This is a genomic window from Gluconobacter japonicus (assembly GCF_002723975.1).
In the GTDB taxonomy this organism is placed as follows: Bacteria; Pseudomonadota; Alphaproteobacteria; order Acetobacterales; family Acetobacteraceae; genus Gluconobacter; species Gluconobacter japonicus.
In genome coordinates this window covers 18,386-36,314 of sequence record NZ_BEWO01000001.1, presented here as the reverse complement: position 1 = coordinate 36,314, position 17,929 = coordinate 18,386, and the positions used below count along the sequence as shown (strand labels likewise).

General features: G+C 56.7%; 19 protein-coding genes. 7 read left to right on the top strand and 12 right to left on the bottom strand.

The features are described 5' to 3' along the window. Positions 1 to 2: 2 nt before the first annotated feature. The 3 genes from truA to def are packed head-to-tail and all read right to left on the bottom strand — an operon-like array spanning position 3 to position 2,247. The gene (truA, locus tag GJA01_RS00165) at positions 3 to 782 is read right to left on the bottom strand and encodes a tRNA pseudouridine(38-40) synthase TruA (protein ID WP_062503648.1); all 780 of its coding nucleotides are present in this window, start codon (positions 780 to 782) and stop codon (positions 3 to 5) included. After that, on the bottom strand, positions 775 to 1,686 hold the full coding sequence (gene fmt, locus GJA01_RS00160) for a methionyl-tRNA formyltransferase (RefSeq protein WP_062503650.1): 912 nt from the start codon (positions 1,684 to 1,686) through the stop codon (positions 775 to 777). The genes truA and fmt overlap by 8 nt, the downstream gene beginning before the upstream one ends. Positions 1,687 to 1,692: 6 nt before the next feature. After that, entirely contained in the window at positions 1,693 to 2,247 is a 555-nt protein-coding gene (gene def, locus GJA01_RS00155; protein ID WP_169925621.1) for a peptide deformylase, read from the bottom strand. 165 nt (positions 2,248 to 2,412) lie between these two features. Here def and GJA01_RS00150 point away from each other — a divergent pair, with 165 nt between their 5' ends. From GJA01_RS00150 to GJA01_RS00140, 3 genes are all read left to right on the top strand, one after another. Then, positions 2,413 to 2,922: an Hsp20 family protein gene (locus GJA01_RS00150; RefSeq protein WP_007282449.1), complete on the top strand. Its 510-nt coding sequence runs from the start codon at positions 2,413 to 2,415 to the stop codon at positions 2,920 to 2,922. A gap of 76 nt (positions 2,923 to 2,998) precedes the next feature. Continuing rightward, positions 2,999 to 3,250, top strand: a complete 252-nt coding sequence (locus tag GJA01_RS00145) for a DUF1150 family protein (protein ID WP_010501299.1) — start codon at positions 2,999 to 3,001, stop codon at positions 3,248 to 3,250. Positions 3,251 to 3,259: 9 nt separating this feature from the next. Further along, complete coding sequence (locus GJA01_RS00140) at positions 3,260 to 3,622, top strand: RidA family protein (RefSeq protein WP_010501302.1); 363 nt, start codon at positions 3,260 to 3,262, stop codon at positions 3,620 to 3,622. 99 nt (positions 3,623 to 3,721) lie between these two features. Here the strand turns inward: GJA01_RS00140 and GJA01_RS00135 are convergent, their stop codons facing one another. Then, positions 3,722 to 6,109 (bottom strand): TonB-dependent receptor, encoded by a 2,388-nt coding sequence (locus tag GJA01_RS00135; RefSeq protein WP_062503655.1) that lies wholly within the window; start codon positions 6,107 to 6,109, stop codon positions 3,722 to 3,724. A gap of 216 nt (positions 6,110 to 6,325) precedes the next feature. On the opposite strand from GJA01_RS00135, the gene GJA01_RS00130 reads away from it, so the two are divergent. Further along, complete coding sequence (locus GJA01_RS00130; protein ID WP_062503656.1) at positions 6,326 to 7,492, top strand: phosphatidylinositol-specific phospholipase C1-like protein; 1,167 nt, start codon at positions 6,326 to 6,328, stop codon at positions 7,490 to 7,492. 56 nt (positions 7,493 to 7,548) lie between these two features. On the opposite strand, the gene fucP is transcribed toward GJA01_RS00130, so the two are convergent. After that, positions 7,549 to 8,883: an L-fucose:H+ symporter permease gene (fucP, locus tag GJA01_RS00125; protein ID WP_010501308.1), complete on the bottom strand. Its 1,335-nt coding sequence runs from the start codon at positions 8,881 to 8,883 to the stop codon at positions 7,549 to 7,551. Positions 8,884 to 9,258: 375 nt separating this feature from the next. Between fucP and GJA01_RS00120 the strand changes: the two genes are divergently transcribed. Both GJA01_RS00120 and GJA01_RS00115 read left to right on the top strand, forming a co-directional pair. Further along, positions 9,259 to 10,878: an ABC-F family ATP-binding cassette domain-containing protein gene (locus GJA01_RS00120; protein WP_062503658.1), complete on the top strand. Its 1,620-nt coding sequence runs from the start codon at positions 9,259 to 9,261 to the stop codon at positions 10,876 to 10,878. A 25-nt stretch (positions 10,879 to 10,903) separates the two neighbouring features. Continuing rightward, a complete protein-coding gene (locus GJA01_RS00115) occupies positions 10,904 to 11,353 on the top strand; it encodes a lysozyme inhibitor LprI family protein (RefSeq protein WP_062503660.1) in 450 nt (149 codons plus the stop codon). Between the two features lie 100 nt (positions 11,354 to 11,453). Here the strand turns inward: GJA01_RS00115 and GJA01_RS00110 are convergent, their stop codons facing one another. After that, positions 11,454 to 11,849 (bottom strand): nuclear transport factor 2 family protein, encoded by a 396-nt coding sequence (locus GJA01_RS00110; RefSeq protein WP_062503661.1) that lies wholly within the window; start codon positions 11,847 to 11,849, stop codon positions 11,454 to 11,456. A gap of 118 nt (positions 11,850 to 11,967) precedes the next feature. Here GJA01_RS00110 and GJA01_RS00105 point away from each other — a divergent pair, with 118 nt between their 5' ends. Then, on the top strand, positions 11,968 to 12,732 hold the full coding sequence (locus GJA01_RS00105; RefSeq protein ID WP_061929236.1) for an AraC family transcriptional regulator: 765 nt from the start codon (positions 11,968 to 11,970) through the stop codon (positions 12,730 to 12,732). Between the two features lie 21 nt (positions 12,733 to 12,753). Here GJA01_RS00105 and GJA01_RS00100 read toward each other — a convergent pair whose 3' ends face one another. From GJA01_RS00100 to GJA01_RS00075, 6 genes are read right to left on the bottom strand one after another with little or no spacing between them, the layout of a single operon-like run. Beyond that, positions 12,754 to 13,104, bottom strand: a complete 351-nt coding sequence (locus GJA01_RS00100; RefSeq protein ID WP_062503663.1) for a DUF3147 family protein — start codon at positions 13,102 to 13,104, stop codon at positions 12,754 to 12,756. A 36-nt stretch (positions 13,105 to 13,140) separates the two neighbouring features. Further along, positions 13,141 to 14,463, bottom strand: coding sequence for an RNA polymerase factor sigma-54 (gene rpoN, locus GJA01_RS00095; RefSeq protein WP_082785255.1), 1,323 nt, complete (start codon positions 14,461 to 14,463; stop codon positions 13,141 to 13,143). A gap of 9 nt (positions 14,464 to 14,472) precedes the next feature. After that, the gene (gene lptB, locus GJA01_RS00090; protein WP_061929239.1) at positions 14,473 to 15,228 is read right to left on the bottom strand and encodes an LPS export ABC transporter ATP-binding protein; all 756 of its coding nucleotides are present in this window, start codon (positions 15,226 to 15,228) and stop codon (positions 14,473 to 14,475) included. Then, entirely contained in the window at positions 15,225 to 16,166 is a 942-nt protein-coding gene (locus tag GJA01_RS00085) for an LptA/OstA family protein (RefSeq protein WP_062503665.1), read from the bottom strand. The genes lptB and GJA01_RS00085 overlap by 4 nt, the downstream gene beginning before the upstream one ends. Then, a complete protein-coding gene (gene lptC / locus GJA01_RS00080; protein ID WP_062503667.1) occupies positions 16,163 to 16,930 on the bottom strand; it encodes an LPS export ABC transporter periplasmic protein LptC in 768 nt (255 codons plus the stop codon). Before lptC ends, GJA01_RS00085 begins: the two co-directional genes overlap by 4 nt. After that, positions 16,927 to 17,913: a KpsF/GutQ family sugar-phosphate isomerase gene (locus GJA01_RS00075; RefSeq protein ID WP_062503670.1), complete on the bottom strand. Its 987-nt coding sequence runs from the start codon at positions 17,911 to 17,913 to the stop codon at positions 16,927 to 16,929. The genes lptC and GJA01_RS00075 overlap by 4 nt, the downstream gene beginning before the upstream one ends. Positions 17,914 to 17,929: the final 16 nt, after the last annotated feature.

The following is a 17,929-nucleotide window of genomic DNA, read 5'->3' as shown; positions in this document are numbered from 1 at the left end:
TCTTAGGCGAACGGATCTTCAGGGTAGCCGACGCCTGTCAGGCATAAGCCGTCTGGCGGGGATGTCGGTCCTGCGGCACAGCGGTTTTTCGCTTGTAGAATGTCCCGCATTTTTTCTGTGGGCCACTGACGCGATCCCACCATGACAAGCGAACCCACCATGTTCCGGACCTGATGGTGCAGGAAGGATCGGGCTTGTGTATCGACAAGGACGAGGTCACCCTCACGGTGGATTTTTAAGACATCCAGAGTACGGACTGCGCTTTTGGCCTGACAGGCGATGGCCCGGAAGGATGTGAAATCGTGCGTTCCGAGCAGGAAGTTCGCGCCCTCCTGCATGAGATCTACGTCCAGAGACCGTTTGACGTGCCAGACGTGGTTTTCCTGCAAGGCCGGACGAGCCTGACGGTTGAGGATGGTAAAGCGGTAGCTCCGCCACGTCGCGGAGAAGCGGGCGCTCCAGTCCAGACTGACGGGCGCGGCCTGAAGCACAACGACAGGGTGGGGCTTAAGGTAATACCCCATGCCATCGCGGATCTGACGGCCATTGATCGGGGCATCCGCCGGGAAATCAAGATGGATCACCATGCCGGAGGCGTGGACGCCTGCATCCGTGCGCCCCGCTGTAATACTGGAGACGGCACGGCCGCCGACCAGTTTTGAGGCTGCTGCCTCAATCAGGGTCTGGATAGAGAGGCCGTCTTTCTGGCGCTGCCAGCCGACGTAATTTGTGCCGTCATATTCAATCTTCAGGGCCCAGCGTGCGATGTCGTCTTCAGCCAAGACGGGTCCCCTTCGGGACGGCTTGTCCTCGTACGAAATCGCTAGCGTTCATCATGCTGCGTCCGGGTTTCTGAATGCGCTCGATGCGGAGCGTGCCGGTGCCGCAGGCAATCGTCAGAGCGTCATCAATGGCCGTCCCCGCGTCGGAGCCGGACTGTTCAGGCACGGGTGTTGCGGCACCAATTTTGAGCACCACATTATCCAGCGTCGTGAATGCGCCGGGCCATGGGGTCAGGCCACGGATCTGACGGTCAATCTCTTCGCAACTGCGCGACCAGTCGATCCGCCCATCTTCCCGCTTGAGCATATGCGCGTAGGTCACGCCCTCTTCAGGCTGCGGCACGGCAACGGGCTGTTCCTGCAAGGCGCGAACGATCAGTCGCCCACCGATTTCCGCCAGACGGTCATGTAGCGTGCTGGCTGTGTCGGACGCACTGATGGGAGTGGCTTCTTCGAGGAGCACGGCGCCGGTGTCGAGACCTTCATCCATCTGCATGATCGAGACGCCGCTCTGGCTGTCCCCTGCAACGATGGAAGACTGGATTGGCGAGGCACCGCGCCAGCGGGGAAGGAGGCTGGCATGGATGTTCAGGCAGCCGAGACGGGGCGCATCGAGCATGGCCTTGGGCAGGATCAGCCCATAAGCCGCGACGACCGCAGCATCGGCATTGAGTGCCGCAAAAGCTTCGTGCTCTGCCACGTCCTTACGGACCCTGGCGGGCGTGCGGACGTCTATTCCGGCAGCTTCCGCCGCTTCATGGACAGGCGAGCGGCGCACGGCTTTGCCGCGCCCTGCCGGGCGGGGAGGCTGTGTATAGACCGCAACGATCTCGTGTCCTGCGGCCATGAGGGCATGCAGGGCCGGGACCGCGAAATCCGGCGTACCCATGAAGATCAGACGCATCGGTGATTAACGCCTTCCCAGCTTCTGCTCTTTGGCGAGGCGGCGCATGATCATGTTGCGCTTGAGCGTGGACAGATGATCCACGAACAGGACGCCATCCAGATGATCCATTTCATGCTGGATGCAAGTTGCCAGAAGACCATCCGCATCCCGCTCGATGATCTCGCCAGCAAGATCACGATAACGGACGCGGATCGATTCGGGGCGGATCACTTCGGCATACTGGTTCGGCAGGGAGAGGCAGCCTTCTTCCCGGACGGCCATCTGTTCGGAATCCGTGATGATTTCCGGATTGATCAGAACCATCGGCTCGCGGGGCGCATCTTCTTCGGCGACATCCACGAGGGCAAAGCGCATGCCAAGGCCGACCTGCGGCGCGGCGAGGCCGATGCCGGGGGCCTTATACATGGCGGAAAACATGCCTGGAAGCTGCTCACGCAGGAACGCCATGTCTTCCGCGCGCACTTCACGGGCGACCTGACGCAGCACGGGGGCCGGGGCAATCAGGATCGGGGTCGGGGGCACCGCATCGATGCCGGACAGGAAATCGAATTCGCTCATGCTCTGCGATGTAGCGAGGGTGAGGCTTTTGTGCCAGTCCTGAGGGGCATTTCCCAAGGCAGAACTTGCATCTTTGGGGTGCTCCACCATATCCTGTGCTGATGTCAGGTGCCTCATGGAGGGTCTGATGCCCATTGTCTCGCTCATGGAGGAGGCTCAAGCCCTATGTCCGGTCGTCTGTTTACGTCACCCATGTTCCTTGGTTTTGATCATCTTGAGCAGATGCTTGAGCGCGCGTCCAAATCTACGTCCGACGGTTATCCGCCCTACAACATCGAACAGCTGAGCCAGACAGCCCTACGGATCACGCTGGCTGTGGCGGGGTTCGTGATGGATGATCTTCAGATCACGCAGGAAGACAACCAGCTTGTGATCCGTGGTCGCCAGACAGATGACAGTCAGGGCCGTGTGTTCCTTCATCGTGGGATTGCTGCACGGCAGTTCCACAAGGCGTTTGTACTGGCCGAAGGAATTGAGATTGGTGGAGCGTGGCTTGATAATGGCCTGCTGCATATCGATCTTCTGCGCCCCGAGCCGGAAGTTCGCGTAAAGCGGATAGCCATCACGCAGGGTCGTCGGACGGCAGGCACGCCTCAGACCGTGCAGCACGAAGTCGTCCCGCCGGTGGTCAAGCCACGCCGGGCACGACCGGTGCGCGATCTTGACGACGAATAAACCGTTTTTTGACAGCTTGTATGTTTCAACCTGACTGGCGCCAGAGAAGCCCGCAGGTTTCAGTAAGGATCAGGAATTGAACAATCCGTTCGAAAACAGTGATGGGCACGAAGAGGCGCTTCCGGCAGATCTGAGGCGGATCACGGGACCACAGCTTCGCACGCTGGGCATGTCCCAGCTCGCCTATGTGAGATCCGTCATGCATGACGGTGAGCTGATGGTGGCAATCCATGCTGCCGATGGCACACCCATGGCCGTGGCAGATGACGAGGAGAGCGCCATGGATGCGATCCTCGAACATGAAATGATTCCTACTCTTCTTCAGTAAGGTTCAGGCGTGAGCACCAATCCCGACATTACCCGTCATCTTGAAGAAAACCGTCTGGCCGGTGTCGTGACCCATAACGGTCTGGCCTATCTGGCCGGGCAGGTCGCGGATGACGCTACGCTGGATACGGAAGGCCAGACAGCTGACATTCTGCGCCAGATCGACGCGCTTCTGGCGGATCTGGGTACGGACAAGACGCGTATCCTGTCTGTTCAGATCTTCCTGACCGACATCAACGAGATCGGGAACATGAACAAGGCCTGGGATGTGTGGCTGGATAAGGGGCACAAGCCTGCCCGTGCTACCGTCGAAGCCAAGCTGGCTGATCCGGAATGGCGGGTGGAAATTACGGCGATTGCTGCCCTGCGCTGAACAGAAAGCAGCGCCTCTCAATAAAAAAGCGGTACGGCCGACGAGGGCTGTACCGCTTTTTTTTGTTTCTCCGGGACCATTCAGATCCCAACCTAAGCGTTATTCAAACGTCCCGGAGACGGAGACAACTGCAGCGAAGCCTGTGCCGACGCTATAGGTTGGCTGGGACGCGGAGAGTGTTTTGCCATAGACGCCGCGTGTTGTTGTGGCGTTGCCAGAGAAGCCGTTGACCTGTGCCAGATAGTGACTGTCCCCGACATTCATGAGGCTCAGCATGGCTTTCGGGCGGACCCGACCAATTTTCGGAAGGTAGCGACCCAGCGAAATATCGGACGTGATGTAGGATGGAATGGATTGGTCGTTCATCAGCGTTGCGTACTGGGAGTCCGTATAGCGCAGGTTGAAGTTCGCGAAATTAGTACCGTCGTCGTAGGTTAGGCCCAGAGCGCCGGTGAATTTTGGGGATGCGACTTCCTGCCTGCCCTTCGTGCGGAGATAGTCGCCCTGATAGGCGATGTTGTTGCCGACACGCGTATGCATGAACTGCCCGGACGCATAGGCGCTGATATGGTGCCAGGGACGCGTTGAAATTTCAGCCTGCACGCCTTGTGCACTTTCGCCACCCGCGTCGATCGGCTGGCTGATCATGATGGTGGAGTTGGGGAGATACGAGACGCTGGTGATCTGGTGATGCGTCAGGTTGTAATTGAACAGCGCCACGTTCAGCATGATATCGCCCGAATGGCGGTACCCGATTTCCTCGCCGATCATGTATTCCGGCTGAAAATTAGCCAGCGGAAGTGAAACAGCATTCGCGCTTGTGAAGCTGTAAACCGGAACCTGTGCCTGGAAGGAAGACGGTGCGCGGTAGCCGGTCGTGCCGTTCACGTAAATCTGGTTTTTCGGATCAAACTGGTAGCTGATCAGGACCTGAGGGATGGGAACAAACATGTTCTCCACGGACTTGAAATTGGCTCCTGGCAGATCCTGACTGAAGCTGCGGGAGATCATGTTGGCACGCAGGCCTGCGTCGATGGTCAGGCGGTCATGGAAGAGTTTGACCTGGTCTTCCAGGCCGATGGCGTTCAGTTGCTGGAAGCCATTGATGTTGTACTGACTGACAGACACGTTGTTGAAGGCCGTCAGGTAGCCGTTATTTTCCGTGTACTGACCGGATGCGTTGACCGGATAATGGTTCTGATATTCGGTATGAACCGCATAGGAATACCAGTAGGAGAGCTTCAGCGTGTTGAAGCCGCGATGCCATGCCCCCACAAGATTGATGCCGCTGGACGTCTGGACCCATGGGTGAATACTGATGGCCGTAACATTCCCTGTCTGGCCTTCATACCCGTTCAGGGATGAATACTGCTGGGTGCCAACATAGCCGTTGGATGCCGGAATATTGACGCCGTAATTATTGGGACCAAATGTCTCGATGGCATAGGGTTCTGCATCAAGCGTCAGGCCATGTCCGAAATCGAAATGGTTTTTCAGCGCCCCTACCACGGCATTCGTTGCCTTGGTGTTGAGCTTGTAATAGAGCGTGTCGCCCTTCGTATATGTTGCGTGCGTGTTGTAGCCAGTGCCGTATGTTTTCCACTGTGCCAGCGTCGGGTAGAGCCATTCGGTCTGGTTGGCTTTGTTATATCCAAAAATCAGTTCGGAACTGCTTTTGGGAGCCCAGCGCTTTTCGATGGCGGCGTCCACATGCCAGCGATCCATCTGGCCCGGACCGCGCCAGAGATTGGCGCTGGAATAAGAGCCGGATGCAAAAGCCCGAACGCCACTATGCCCGATTTCACCCGTGTCGAACCGGACGAACTCTTTGTTTGTGCTGTGCGTGCCGCCGGAGGCTTCCGCATAGGCTGTCATTTTGTCTGCGGGATGGCGCAGGGACAGTGTCATCTGAGCGCCATCGGCGTTATAAACTGGCGCTGTGAGATCTGATGATCCTTGGCTAACCGAAACAGATCCCAGGTTCTCGTTATCGACCATGGCGGACGTATAAGCGCCATAGGTGAATGGATCGGCGAGAGGAATGCCTTCATACACCATGCCGATCTGCGTCTGATCCAGACCGCGGATATGAATGGTCTCTGCCGTTGTGCTCAACGGTCCTTCGTTAGTGGCCTGCACGCCGGGTAGGCTGGATGCCAGAACACCGGGCGTAACGGTCGGGGCCTGTTTGGAAATATACTCCTGAGTGACGGCGCTGATGGTTTTGGCTTCCATATGATGTACCATCATTCCACCGCCCAATACCCGGCGGCTGGCATGGATGCTCATGCTCTCGGCTGAATGGCCTTCCAGATCATGGGGTACTTTCGGTGCAGCTTTTGGAGCAGGGGCAACAGGCGTCTGTTTGATCTGATTTTTCCCGGCGTGATGGACGCGAGCTTGAGCCGGACCGGTGCTGCAGACCAATGTTGGAACGAGTGCGGAGGCACAAAGCAGATAAAAAGAACGTCTTTTGTAGGAAGGCATCGTTATTCCATCACACGGCACGTTTGGCCTGGGGCCGCCTCCCGGAAGGAGGCACGGGTGGAACTACGGACGCTTCCAGATCATTTCAAAGGATGTTTTTATGACTGTGGAATGAAACAAATAAGTCATCATCATAAAACGTTCAAAATATTACAGTTGTCATACGTCTTGGAGTGCTCTGTCATCGCGCCGCTTCTGACAAATGGATGACGTCACATGAACCGCTTTGCGTACGGACTGTTTTTTTCTTTTCTTGGCCTTTCATCTACTGCTTTTGCCGAGGGGTTTCCGAATGATTTACACCTGAATCAGGTTCAGATTATTGGAACCCACAACAGTTATCGGACGGATATTTCGCCTGCTACGTTGAAATGGCTCCAGGCTGTGTCCCCGAAAGCCGCAGAAGCGCTGGATTACAAGCACACAACATTAGATCGACAGCTTGATGGCGGTGTTCGTCAACTCGAAATCGATATTTATGCCGATACTCAGGGCGGCCAGTACAGTCATCCGAAGGGACCAGAGTGGGAACGTAAAAGCGGCATTACTCCCGATACTGATCCGGCGTCTGCTGCCGCCATGCAAGGTACCGATTTCAAGGTCATGCATATTGTGGACATTGACCAGCACTCGAACTGCGAGCCCTTCAGCAAATGTCTTCAGATCATTCGGAAGTGGTCAGATGACCATCCTGAGCATTTCCCGATCTTTATTGATATTGAAACAAAACAGGACATTCCGTTTAAAAGTGACAAGCTGACTTTTACGGTTCCTGAGACATTTACGCCTGTAACCTATGATCGTCTGGACAAGGAAATCACGGATATTATTGGTCGTGATCATCTTCTGATTCCTGATGATGTTCGGGGGACGGCCTCTTCGGTCAATGAGGCGATCCGAACGAAAGGCTGGCCGACACTGGCGTCTGCGCGCGGCAAGATCATCTTTGTGCTGGATCGTCCTCAGGATACGGCCCGTTATGTGTTGAACCACTCGGGTCTGAAAGGGCGCGTTTTGTTCACGAATGGCCGACCGGGTGATCCGGATGCGGCTTATACGGAGGTCAATGAAGGGTTTGCTGGCCAGAAAGGCGCGTCTTTTGATAACGCTGAGGCTGCCCGGAAAATCCCGGAACTGGTGCGACAGGGTTATCTCGTGCGAACACGAGCAGATGCCAACACGATTGAGGCACGCCAGAATGATCTGAGCCGCCGTGAGGTCTCTTTCAAGAGCGGTGCCCAGATCATCAGCACCGATTATCCGGCTATCGAGCCTGCGGAGTGGCATGATTACAAGGTGCAGTTTGTCAATCAGGCAGTTGCTCGATGCAATCCAGTCAATGCGCCCAAGGACTGTCATGACGGCGCATTGATTAAGGACTGAATTTTTCAGGCTCGCAGATTATGAAGGGCGAGCAGATGCTTGCCCTTTTTTGTAGATCAGAGCGTGGCGTCGAACACGACGTGTTCTGCCGTTTCGTCGCCGCTTTTCATGCAGTACGCCGCGAACATTGCAATCACGACGAAGCATCCCATCGGAACAATGTATGCAAGCTGCATGTTTCCGCCGGTAGCGTCTGAGATGTAGCCTTGCAGAAGCGGAAGAATGCCGCCGCCGCTGATGCTCATCACCAGAATGGAGCCGCCATATGCGCGGTCATGACCAAGTTCATCGACCGTCAGGCCATAGATGGTTGGCCAGCATGGGCCGAGCAGTCCACTGACGAGGATGGCCGCGTACACAGCCGTGAAGTCATGCACCATCACCGCATAGCCCAGCGCAACGATGCAGAGCAGGCTGTAGACAAACAGAACCCGCGCCGGGCGGGCGTGCCGCATGAAGAAGTTGGCTACCAGCTTGCCAATAAAGAACGCACAGAATGAGGCGATCAGGTACACTGAGGCCTGTCGTTCGTTAATGTGCCCCAGACGCATGGAGAGGCGGATGATGAAACTCCAGACCCCAACCTGAGCGCCGACATATAAAAACTGTGTCAGGATACCGAGGACGAAGCGCTTGTTAGCGAACAGACGTTTGAGAGCCCCGGTCGTATCCAGTTCGTGGCTACGCTGCTGATCACGTCCTTTGCAGGCCGGATAACGTGTGACGCCAATGGCGATCATGACGACCAGCAGCACCCCAAGGATATAGATGTACGGCTCAAGAGTGGCGTGGATCATGCCAAGCTGATGCTGCCAGGCCTGAGCGGCTGGCATGGCGGAAAGCTGCTCACGAGACAGATCGCCATCCTTGAAAATCAGATAGGCGCCCATGCTGGACCCGAGAATGGCGCCAATTGGCTGAAACGCGCTGGCAAAGTTCAGGCGATGCGTTCCGCGTCCCGGAGGGCCGAGCAGGGTGCAATAGGTATCGGCAGCAGTCTCAATGAAGACCAATCCGGCTGCGACGACAAAAAGAGCGACGAAAAAGATCTGGTATGTCGCGAAGTGAGCGGCGGGGAAGAACAGGCAGCAGCCGATCAGGTATAGGAACAGCCCCAACTGGATGGACCATTTGTAGCTGAAACGCTTGATGATCATGCCCGCAGGAATGCCGAGCACGAAATAGCTGATGTAGAATGAAAACTGCACGAGGGCGGACTGGAAATCCGACAGCATGAAGGCTTTACGGAACTGCCCGATTAGCACGTCATTGAGGCTCATTGCACAGCCCCAAAGAGAGAACAGACAACAGAGCAGCCCAAAGGCCAGCAATGGTGTGCGGTTCAGGTAAAAGCCGTCCGGAAGCTGGACGATAGGGTCAGATTTGGCCACAGATTGCCTCACGGAACTGGATTGAGCGCTAAAGATAAAAATCGCCCCCTTCACGCTGGTGTCAGCATGAAGGGTATGGGTTTGTTGTTATATTAAGTGCACATATCACACATATAATGTTTTAAAAGCGCTATTCCCTGATTGGTTCAATGTCTTGGCTTTTTGAGGGGATCACATTGCATGGAGGTCCTGGGTCAGGGAGAGCGGACTGTGCCATCTGGGATAACGCAGGCATGACCCGACACCGAGGCTTATGACGCCATAAATGTAAGGTGTATCGGGATGAAGGGGCTTTTCTAGGGGTTCCGCCCATGCGGGGATAAGGGTAAGTCCCGACAGCCATTTATTCCCAGCTCCCAGTGCCTCCGAGGACCCATGATTCGTCTCGATAACATCAGCAAGCATAACGGCCAGCGCGTCATCTTCATCGAGGCCTCGGCCGCTTTGCTGAAAGGCGAAAAGGTGGGGTTGGTAGGGCCGAACGGCGCGGGAAAGTCCACGCTGTTTCGTCTTATCACGAAACAGGAAGAGCCTGATGAAGGCAATGTCCTGACGGATCGTGGTGTGACCATTGGGTTCTTCAGCCAGGATGTGGGTGAAATGTCCGGCCATAGCGCCGTGGCTGAAGTCATGAACGGTGCGGGGGCCGTTTCGGAAGTTGCGTCAGAGCTGGCTGAACTGGAAGCGGCCATGGCGGACCCGGAACGCATGGATGAGCTGGACAGCATCATCGAGCGCTTTGGTGAAGTGCAGAGCCGGTTTGAGGATCTTGGCGGGTACGCGCTGGACGGGAAGGCCCGTGAGGTTCTGCATGGTCTTGGCTTTAGCCAGGAAATGATGGATGGCGATGTTGGGCGCCTGTCTGGTGGTTGGAAAATGCGTGTAGCTCTGGCCCGCATTCTTCTAATGAAGCCTGATGTGATGCTGCTTGATGAGCCGAGCAACCATCTTGATCTGGAAAGCCTGATTTGGCTCGAGCAGTTCCTGTCCGGTTATGACGGTGCTCTGCTCATGACGTCCCATGACCGTGCCTTCATGAATCGCATCATCAACAAGGTGATCGAGATTGATGGCGGGAACCTGACAACTTATTCCGGCGACTATGAGTTCTATGAAGAACAGCGCGCCCTGAACGAGAAGCACCAGCAGGCTCAGTTCGAACGTCAGCAGGCCATGCTGGCGAAGGAAATCAACTTCATCGAACGGTTCAAGGCCCGTGCGTCTCATGCCGCACAGGTTCAGAGCCGGGTGAAGAAGCTCGACAAGATCGACCGTGTCGAGCCGCCGAAGCGTCGTCAGGCCATGAGTTTTGAATTCGCGCCTGCGCCACGGTCTGGAGATGTGGTGGTCAATATTCAGAGTGTGGACAAGCGCTATGGCAGCCGCACGATTTATGACGGGCTGGATCTGATGATCCGCCGTCGGGAACGCTGCTGCATCATGGGAGTCAACGGTGCGGGCAAGTCCACGTTGTTGAAGCTGGTGACGGGGACGACTGAGCCGGATGCTGGAACGGTCACGATCGGAAGCAACGTCAAGGTTGGTTACTTCGCCCAGCATGCCATGGATCTTCTGGATGGCGACAAGACTATCTTTGAGACGCTGGAATATGCCTTCCCACAGGCCAATCAGGGAGCGTTGCGCTCGCTGGCGGGTGGTTTTGGTTTTTCGGGCGATGAAGTGGAAAAGAGCTGTCGGGTTCTGTCTGGTGGCGAAAAGGCGCGTCTGGTGATGGCGCTGATGCTGTTCGATCCGCCGAATTTCCTTGTGCTCGACGAACCGACCAACCATCTGGACATGGCCACCAAGGAAATGCTGATTACGGCCCTTGCGGATTATGATGGCACGATGTTGTTCGTTTCCCATGATCGTCACTTTTTGGCGGCTCTGTCTAATCGCGTGCTGGAACTGACGCCTGAGGGGATTCATCAGTATGGCGGCGGGTATTCGGAGTATGTGGCGCGGACGGGTCAGGAAGCGCCGGGTCTGCATTAAGGCGTTCCGGGCGAGGGGGATAAGGATGGCAGGTTGGAAGATGTGCCTTCTGATCGCGGCTTTTTCCCTTGCGTCCCCTGTGCTGGCCCAGCACTACAATGCCGCCAATGCTCCGTGCAAACAGGCCGGAAGTGGGGTGGATCAGACCAACTGCCTGACGGTGGCTGCACAACGGGCGGATAAGGAACTGGACGTTGTTTATGATCAAATCCTGACGGTGCTGAAAAGCAGTCGGAAAACCCAACTCCAGAAAGCGCAGCAGGCTTGGTTTTACTATCGTGACGAGACCTGCGAAGCAGAGCATGATCTGTTTGAAGGTGGTACTGCGGGTCTAGCGGCGCTTCCTGCCTGTCGGGAAGCCCTGACGCGTCATCGGATTTCTGATCTCAGGGACGGTTACTGGTGGCTGGTCGAGAAGTTCGGAGCGAGGCAGGACGCTGCTCCTCTGCATCCGCATGGAGAGGCGTCCCCTTGACCGCGGTTATTTTTACATAGGAAATAACCCATTGAATGATAAAAATTTTTTGTAGCGTGTTTTTTAAAAACTTTAAAAATAATATTCGACTGGGAAAGTATTAGCGCACAGATCCGAGCGATTTATCGCCGTCGTGGCCGTTCAGAACATGCGTCAGTTCATCGACAAGGCATAGTCGGCCGTTGTTGAACTGGTAAAAAGCGATGACTTTGATCTGGCTCTGCTTGCCTGAGAGGCGGGTGGCTCGAGCAATATGCACCGTCGCGGCTTGATTGCCTTGGCAGACAATTTGCTGGATGTCGATTTCGAGCATTTTCAGAAGGCGTCTTAAAGACATAGCGTGGTTTTGAAACTCGTCGAGTGTCATCTCGCGACCATCGACAAACTGGCGGTAGTCCGGTGTCATAAAAGCTGACAGTGCTGCCGGGTCTGACGAGAAGTCGGTGAAAGCTGCAAAAATTTTCCGGATGATCTGTTCTGGATTGAAGTCTGACATGGGGATGTCCTCCGTAAACTTGTAAGGACACGATATCGGGGTTGTCTTTGGCGTTCTTCCGGTCTCAGGCCATACTTCGACTCATATGCGCCAAATAATAATCTTGGGGTCTGTCCGGATGAGTGACACATCGCCGTGGCTCTTTGGAAAAAACCTGCAACAGGATACGCGACGGGAAACGGAGGGTCACTTGCATGTCGAAGGACAGCTCCTGGGTATTGAAAGCGGTGTAGTGGGCATCAGGGGCGCGGCGGCTTACTGGCTGGTTGGTCCGGGATCGGTTCTCTGGTTGCCTCCCAGGTTTTGCCATGAGGCTCGCTCTCATGGAGCAGTAGCGGGGTGGAGTCTCTATGTTTGTCCTGGGGCGTGTGCTGATCTGCCGCAAGAGCCATTTCTTGCAGAATGTTCCCGCCTTCTTGGGGCTCAGGCAGAGCGGTTGTCGCAAACTGCTGAAGGGTCTCAATGGTCCCCGCCTGTGGCGCGTCTGGCGGAGAGTTTCTGGGACGAATTTCTGTCTGTGCCGCGAAGAAACGCGTCCCTGCCTTTTCCTCAGTCCTCCCGGCTTGGTCGGGTGACAGAGGTACTCTGTGCAAATCCGGCTGATCGCCGTGCCCAGAAAGACTGGGCTGCTCTGGCGGGACTGTCTGTCCGCTCATTTGTGCGACATTTCACGGCCGAAACGCAGATGCCTTTTTCAATCTGGAAGCAACGTCTTCGTATCCTGAATGCTCAGGAGAGGTTGGTGCGTGGTGAGACTGTAACCTCTGTTGCTTTCAGTGTCGGCTATGAAAGTCTTGGCGCCTTTGCTGAGGCTTTCAAAAAGAACACAGGATTAAGCCCCAGCGATTACGGCAAACAGCGTAGCGTGCGGCATCTGGGCTAAGCTGCCGGCACTTTTCTGTTGTCAGAGATGCAGTCCGAAGCGTGGTCCGATCCACGTCATTGCAGCATACAAGGCAATCGTCAGGCAGCAGCCGAGGGTGAGGGAGATCCAGAAATCATATCCATGCCGTAGCAGGAGCGGGATCAACAAAAACATGGGTAATGATGGCATCACATACCAGAATGTCGCCTCGGCATGGGCGGCCATGTTCGCGGGGTCGGGTTTGTCGTTCCACAGCCAGATCATCCCCAGTACCGAAACGAGTGGCAGAGAGGCGATAAGTGCGCCAAAGCCTGGATAACGTCGGGCTAGCGTGGACGCGGTGGCGATCAGCATTCCAGAGATCAGGGCTTTTATGGCGAGATGCAGCATGGAGCAGACCCTAACGGCCAATAAAGCAAGAAGCCATCAGGACGTTTTCTTCAACCGACGTCTCTGGCTCGATTTTGCGATGCCCAGACCTTCGCGGTATTTCGCAACGGTGCGGCGCTGAATGGCAAAGCCCTCTTTTTGAAGCAGGGCTGTCAGGGCATCGTCTGATAAAATGTCGTCTCCTTCTGCAGCGATAAGAGCGCGCAAACGGTGCTGAATGGCGCTGGCGCTTTGAACGGAGCCGTCACTGGCCTGAAGGGCTGTTGAGAAGAACATGCGAAGTGGCACGATGCCGCGTGGCGTATCCATGTACTTGCCGTTTACAACACGGCTGATCGTGCTTTCGTGCACGTCTGTTGTTGTCGCGAGCTCACGCATGGTGAGAGGGCGGAGGGCAGAGATTCCGTCTTCAAAGAAAGCGGCCTGCTGGCGGATGATTTCTGCTCCGACTTTCAGAATGGTCTGGCGACGCATCTCCAGCGCCCGGATGACGGCGCTTGCTTCACTGGCATAGGTCTGGAGTTGCCGTCCTGCCTCTGAGTTGCTGTCGATGTGCCGTTGAATATCCGTGTCCACATGGCAACGAGGCAGGGCGCGTTGGTTGAATGTCAGGCGAAAACCGTCTCCGTTCCTGCGGACGGTCAGATCGGGCTGGATCGGGGTGACGGGATGACGCGGGTCGAAACCTGGACGGGGATTGAGGGTCTGAATTTCTGCCAGCATATCGAGAAGGTCATCCTGCTCAAGCTGACATTTCTGTCGGAGAAGCCGCCAGTCACGCCGGGCTAGCAGGTCCAGATTGGCTAGCAGGATTTTCATGGCGGGGTCGAGCCGACCACAGCGTTCCAATTGCACAGCCAGACACTCTTCCAGTGAGCGGCAGAACAGGCCGGCAGGGTCCAGTCGCATCAGAATGCGTCGGATAGACTCAAGAGCGGCTGTTTCCATGCCGAGAACGTGTGCGATGTCGGAAACAGGCTCGGGAAGGCGCCCTGCATCGTCGAGGCTGGCCAGAAGATACAGTGCCGCAGCACGATCCCGGTGTTCAGGAAAGGTCAGGTGGATCTGGCTGCTTAGATCGTCATGGAGGGAAGGGCCGGGGGCGGCGGTTTCAGGTTGTTCCGCCCCTGACGTGAAACGATCCGGGTCGTCGTCATGGTAATCGGGCGCTTCACCGGGTTCCGGCAGCGCGACCGTGTCGGTTGGCTCAAGAACGAGCAGGGGGTTGAGTTCTGCAATCTGCTGGAGGGATTGCGTCAGTTCCTGATGGCCGAGTTGCAGCATCGCAATCGCCTGACGCAACTGTGGCGTCATGACGAGCGACTGCGACTGGCGCTGTATCAGACCGGGACTGAGCATCCCGTCAGATTAGAGCGAGAAGTTCTCTCCAAGATAGACCCGGCGCACATCTTCGTTTGCGACGATGGCTTCCGGGGTGCCTTCCATCAGAACCTGACCCCCATGCATGATGTAGGCGCGGTCAATGACTTCAAGCGTTTCGCGGACGTTATGGTCCGTAATCAGCACGCCGATGCCACGATCCTTGAGGTGAGACACAAGATCGCGAATTTCGCCCACCGCAATCGGATCAATACCGGCGAGAGGTTCATCAAGCAGAATATAGTTCGGCTGGCTGGCCAGAGCGCGGGCAATTTCCAGACGACGACGTTCACCGCCTGACAGTGCCAGCGAAGGCGAGCGGCGAAGATGCGTGATGCCGAACTCGGCCAGAAGGCCGTTCAGCATGGTTTCACGCTTTTCAGGATCGGATTCGATCACTTCCAGCGCCGCCATGATGTTCTGTTCGACGTTTAGCCCACGGAAAATGCTGGCTTCCTGCGGTAGGTAGCCAACGCCAAGGCGGGCACGGCGATACATCGGAAGCTGCGTGATGTCTGCACCATCCAGCGTGATGGACCCCGTGTCAGGCTGAACCAGTCCCACGATCATATAGAAGCTGGTGGTTTTGCCCGCGCCGTTCGGCCCGAGCAGACCCACGGCTTCGCCACGCTGAACCTGAAGCGAGACGTTTTTGACGACGGCACGCTTCTTGTAAGTCTTGCCAATACCGCTGGCGACAAGGCCGGTCTGAAGCACGGGAGCTGTGGAAGGTGTCTCGGTCACTTTGGGGCCTGACTGCTGTTGGCTTCGTTGGGAACGACAAGTCCCTGAATAGGAGAGTCCGATCCTGGCAGCATCGTGGCAATCCCGGTTTTCATGTTCACGATGGCCTGCGAGCCGTTGTTCTGGTTCTGGCCCTGCGTCACGTGAACATGGCCGATCAGGCGGGCAATCTGCGTCGCGAAAACATAGACGCCACGATCACCCGTTGCGGTCTGGGTCTGGGTGCGCAGGACAACGTGGCCCCAGCCATAGGCACGATCCAGCTTGGACGATCCGCCACCAAGCGGATTGCCATTTGTGCTGGCGGGTTGGGACTGACCAGCGGGTGCAGGCGAATCCGGTGCGCTGAAGGAGACAAGAACGTCTGCCTTGACCTGCTTGCCATCATTGGTCGTGACGGTTGCATCACCGCGACCGACGGACATGCGGGTCTTGGAATGATATTCCATGACGTCCCGTGCCGTCAGAACGTCCTGTGGCGTCGTAAGCTTCAGGTGCTTGCCCGTCATGACCATGACGGCCTGATCCATGTCGTACAGGGCGTGATCGCCCCAGCCCTGATCCGTCTGGTTATAGATATGGACGTTCCCGCGTGCCTCGATGCGGTACAGCTCAAGCGAGCCGCCCATCGGGTCGGCTTCGCCGCTCTGGCCATTTGCTGGCGGGGGCGGTGTTGGCTGGCCGTCGGGCGCTGTCTTTTTACGGAGATATCCGATGAGTGTATCGGCATCGACCGTCACATCACCACGGACGGCGCGGGCACCCCCTGTCAGGGTGACGGTCTGGGCGTTGCGATCGTAGATTTCTTCGTTTTTCCAGAACAGTTTGACAGCCTCGCCATGAGACATGTCCAACCCGTCCGCATAGGCGGCGGGAGTGGCTGCAGTCGCGAGAAGAAGTCCTGCAATGGGAAGCAGTCGGCTGATGCGGCTCATCATTTCTCTGTCTTGGCTCCTTCCTGGCGGAGGCGGGCCGCCGGGGAAGGGGGACCGTTATCATCATTGCGGACCGTCAGACCCGGTCCTGTAAACTGCATGATACCCGCATGCTGGTCCAGGAAATAGCCCTGAGCATCCTGCGTACCAAATGGCCCTTCGGCATGCACCCAGTCACGCGATGCAATCACGTCCTGTTTCAGGTCCATATCTGCGGACGGACCGTTCATGAGTGTGCCGTCATCGCGATACAGGACGACGTGATCATCAAGGTTCAGGGTCTGCTCGTGCTGCATGTAAACGCCGCGATCGGCCTTGATATGAGCCCAGGAATTGCCTGAAAGCTCAATATCCGCCACGGGGTCCACCAGATCCACACGGTCCGGACCCTGCTGATGCGTAGTGCGGGCCGTGATCATGTAGAGATGGTTATGTGCGTCCAGACCGCGATAAACGGCATTTTCCATGTTGCCGCTTTCGACGCGCAGACGGGCCATTTCTTTCAGGGCCGCACGGTTCTGATTCACAAGATGGGAAATCTCAGGCCATGCCGCGATCGAACTGAGCAGAACCAGTGCCAGGCCGGGAAGGGCCCATTTGGCGAACCCCAGCAGGGACCGCCTGCGAGCGAGTTGCTCAGCATTTGGGGCTGTACGCACCCGGTCAAAAGCCGCGCGGCGGAGGGCATCGAGTTTGGCAAGGCTCTCGCTGCGGTTCTCGGCGAAATCATCACGCCGGGGGCGTTTGTCGTCCTGAGGCGTGTTCATGACAGGCCCGCCCGCAAAAGATCATGCAGGTGAATGATGCCCTGTGGTCGCCCATCATCGCCAACGACAAAAAGACTTGTGATGGGTTTGGAGCGTGCATTCATAAGAAGTAGGACGTCCTGTGCCAGAGTCGCGGGGGTGGTCGTGATCGGTGACCGGTTCATCACTTCTTCAGCTGTTGTCGCGTCGAGATCACGATGTAGAGCACGGCGGAGGTCCGCATCCGTGATGAGGCCGCAGAGGACACCTGCGTCGTCTGTAACACCCATGCACCCGAAAGCCTTGCGTGTCATCTCCAGAATAACCGACCGGAGTGAGAGGCGGGTCTTTCCGAGAGGCAAAGCGTCGCCGGTGTGCATCAGTTCCCACACTGGTCGCAGTCTGGCGCCTAGGCGGCCGCCGGGATGGAAGGTCTGAAAATCATTGGCGGTAAAGCCACGTTTTTCGAGGAGCGCAATGGCCAGCGCGTCGCCCAGAGCAAGCTGGAGAAGTGTGCTCGTCGTTGGAGCCAGTCCCATTGGGCAGGCTTCTTGGGCTTTCGGAAGCACGAGGGCAATTTCTGACGCACGGGCGAGCGCGGACGTTTCGACGGAGGTTATCGCAATCACGCCCAGCTTTTTATGGGCAGCGTATGCTAGAATTGCGGCAAGCTCGGTGGTTTCGCCCGAATTTGACAGGGCCAGAATCAGGTCGCCCGGTGCCACCATGCCCAGATCTCCATGAGAGGCTTCGGCAGGATGCACAAAAAGGGAGGGGGTGCCGGTGGAGGCCAGAGTGGCTTGGATCTTGCGCCCTATATGCCCGGATTTGCCAATACCCGTGACAATCAGACGACCAGCGCAGTTCAGAATACGGTCCACAGCCTGCGTGAAGGCAGATCCGAGCGAGGACTGAAAGGCCGCTTCCAGCGCCTCAAGGCCCTGACGTTCCGCTGCAAGAGTGTGCAGGGCTGAGGGAAGCGGCGAGACAGCGTGGCAGGTCATGATTTCGAAGCCGGAT

Bases quoted from the DNA above. Each gene is read 5' to 3' on its own strand.
- GJA01_RS00105 (WP_061929236.1), top strand. From the start codon at position 11,968: ATGAGTGACACATCGCCGTGGCTCTTTGGAAAAAACCTGCAACAGGAT.
- GJA01_RS00075 (WP_062503670.1), bottom strand. From the start codon at position 17,913: ATGACCTGCCACGCTGTCTCGCCGCTTCCCTCAGCCCTGCACACTCTT.
- rpoN (WP_082785255.1), bottom strand. From the start codon at position 14,463: ATGCTCAGTCCCGGTCTGATACAGCGCCAGTCGCAGTCGCTCGTCATG.
- GJA01_RS00150 (WP_007282449.1), top strand. From the start codon at position 2,413: ATGTCCGGTCGTCTGTTTACGTCACCCATGTTCCTTGGTTTTGATCAT.
- GJA01_RS00120 (WP_062503658.1), top strand. From the start codon at position 9,259: ATGATTCGTCTCGATAACATCAGCAAGCATAACGGCCAGCGCGTCATC.
- GJA01_RS00100 (WP_062503663.1), bottom strand. From the start codon at position 13,104: ATGCTGCATCTCGCCATAAAAGCCCTGATCTCTGGAATGCTGATCGCC.
- GJA01_RS00130 (WP_062503656.1), top strand. From the start codon at position 6,326: ATGAACCGCTTTGCGTACGGACTGTTTTTTTCTTTTCTTGGCCTTTCA.
- GJA01_RS00110 (WP_062503661.1), bottom strand. From the start codon at position 11,849: ATGTCAGACTTCAATCCAGAACAGATCATCCGGAAAATTTTTGCAGCT.
- fmt (WP_062503650.1), bottom strand. From the start codon at position 1,686: ATGCGTCTGATCTTCATGGGTACGCCGGATTTCGCGGTCCCGGCCCTG.
- lptC (WP_062503667.1), bottom strand. From the start codon at position 16,930: ATGAACACGCCTCAGGACGACAAACGCCCCCGGCGTGATGATTTCGCC.
- GJA01_RS00085 (WP_062503665.1), bottom strand. From the start codon at position 16,166: ATGATGAGCCGCATCAGCCGACTGCTTCCCATTGCAGGACTTCTTCTC.
- def (WP_169925621.1), bottom strand. From the start codon at position 2,247: ATGAGCGAATTCGATTTCCTGTCCGGCATCGATGCGGTGCCCCCGACC.
- GJA01_RS00115 (WP_062503660.1), top strand. From the start codon at position 10,904: ATGGCAGGTTGGAAGATGTGCCTTCTGATCGCGGCTTTTTCCCTTGCG.
- GJA01_RS00135 (WP_062503655.1), bottom strand. From the start codon at position 6,109: ATGCCTTCCTACAAAAGACGTTCTTTTTATCTGCTTTGTGCCTCCGCA.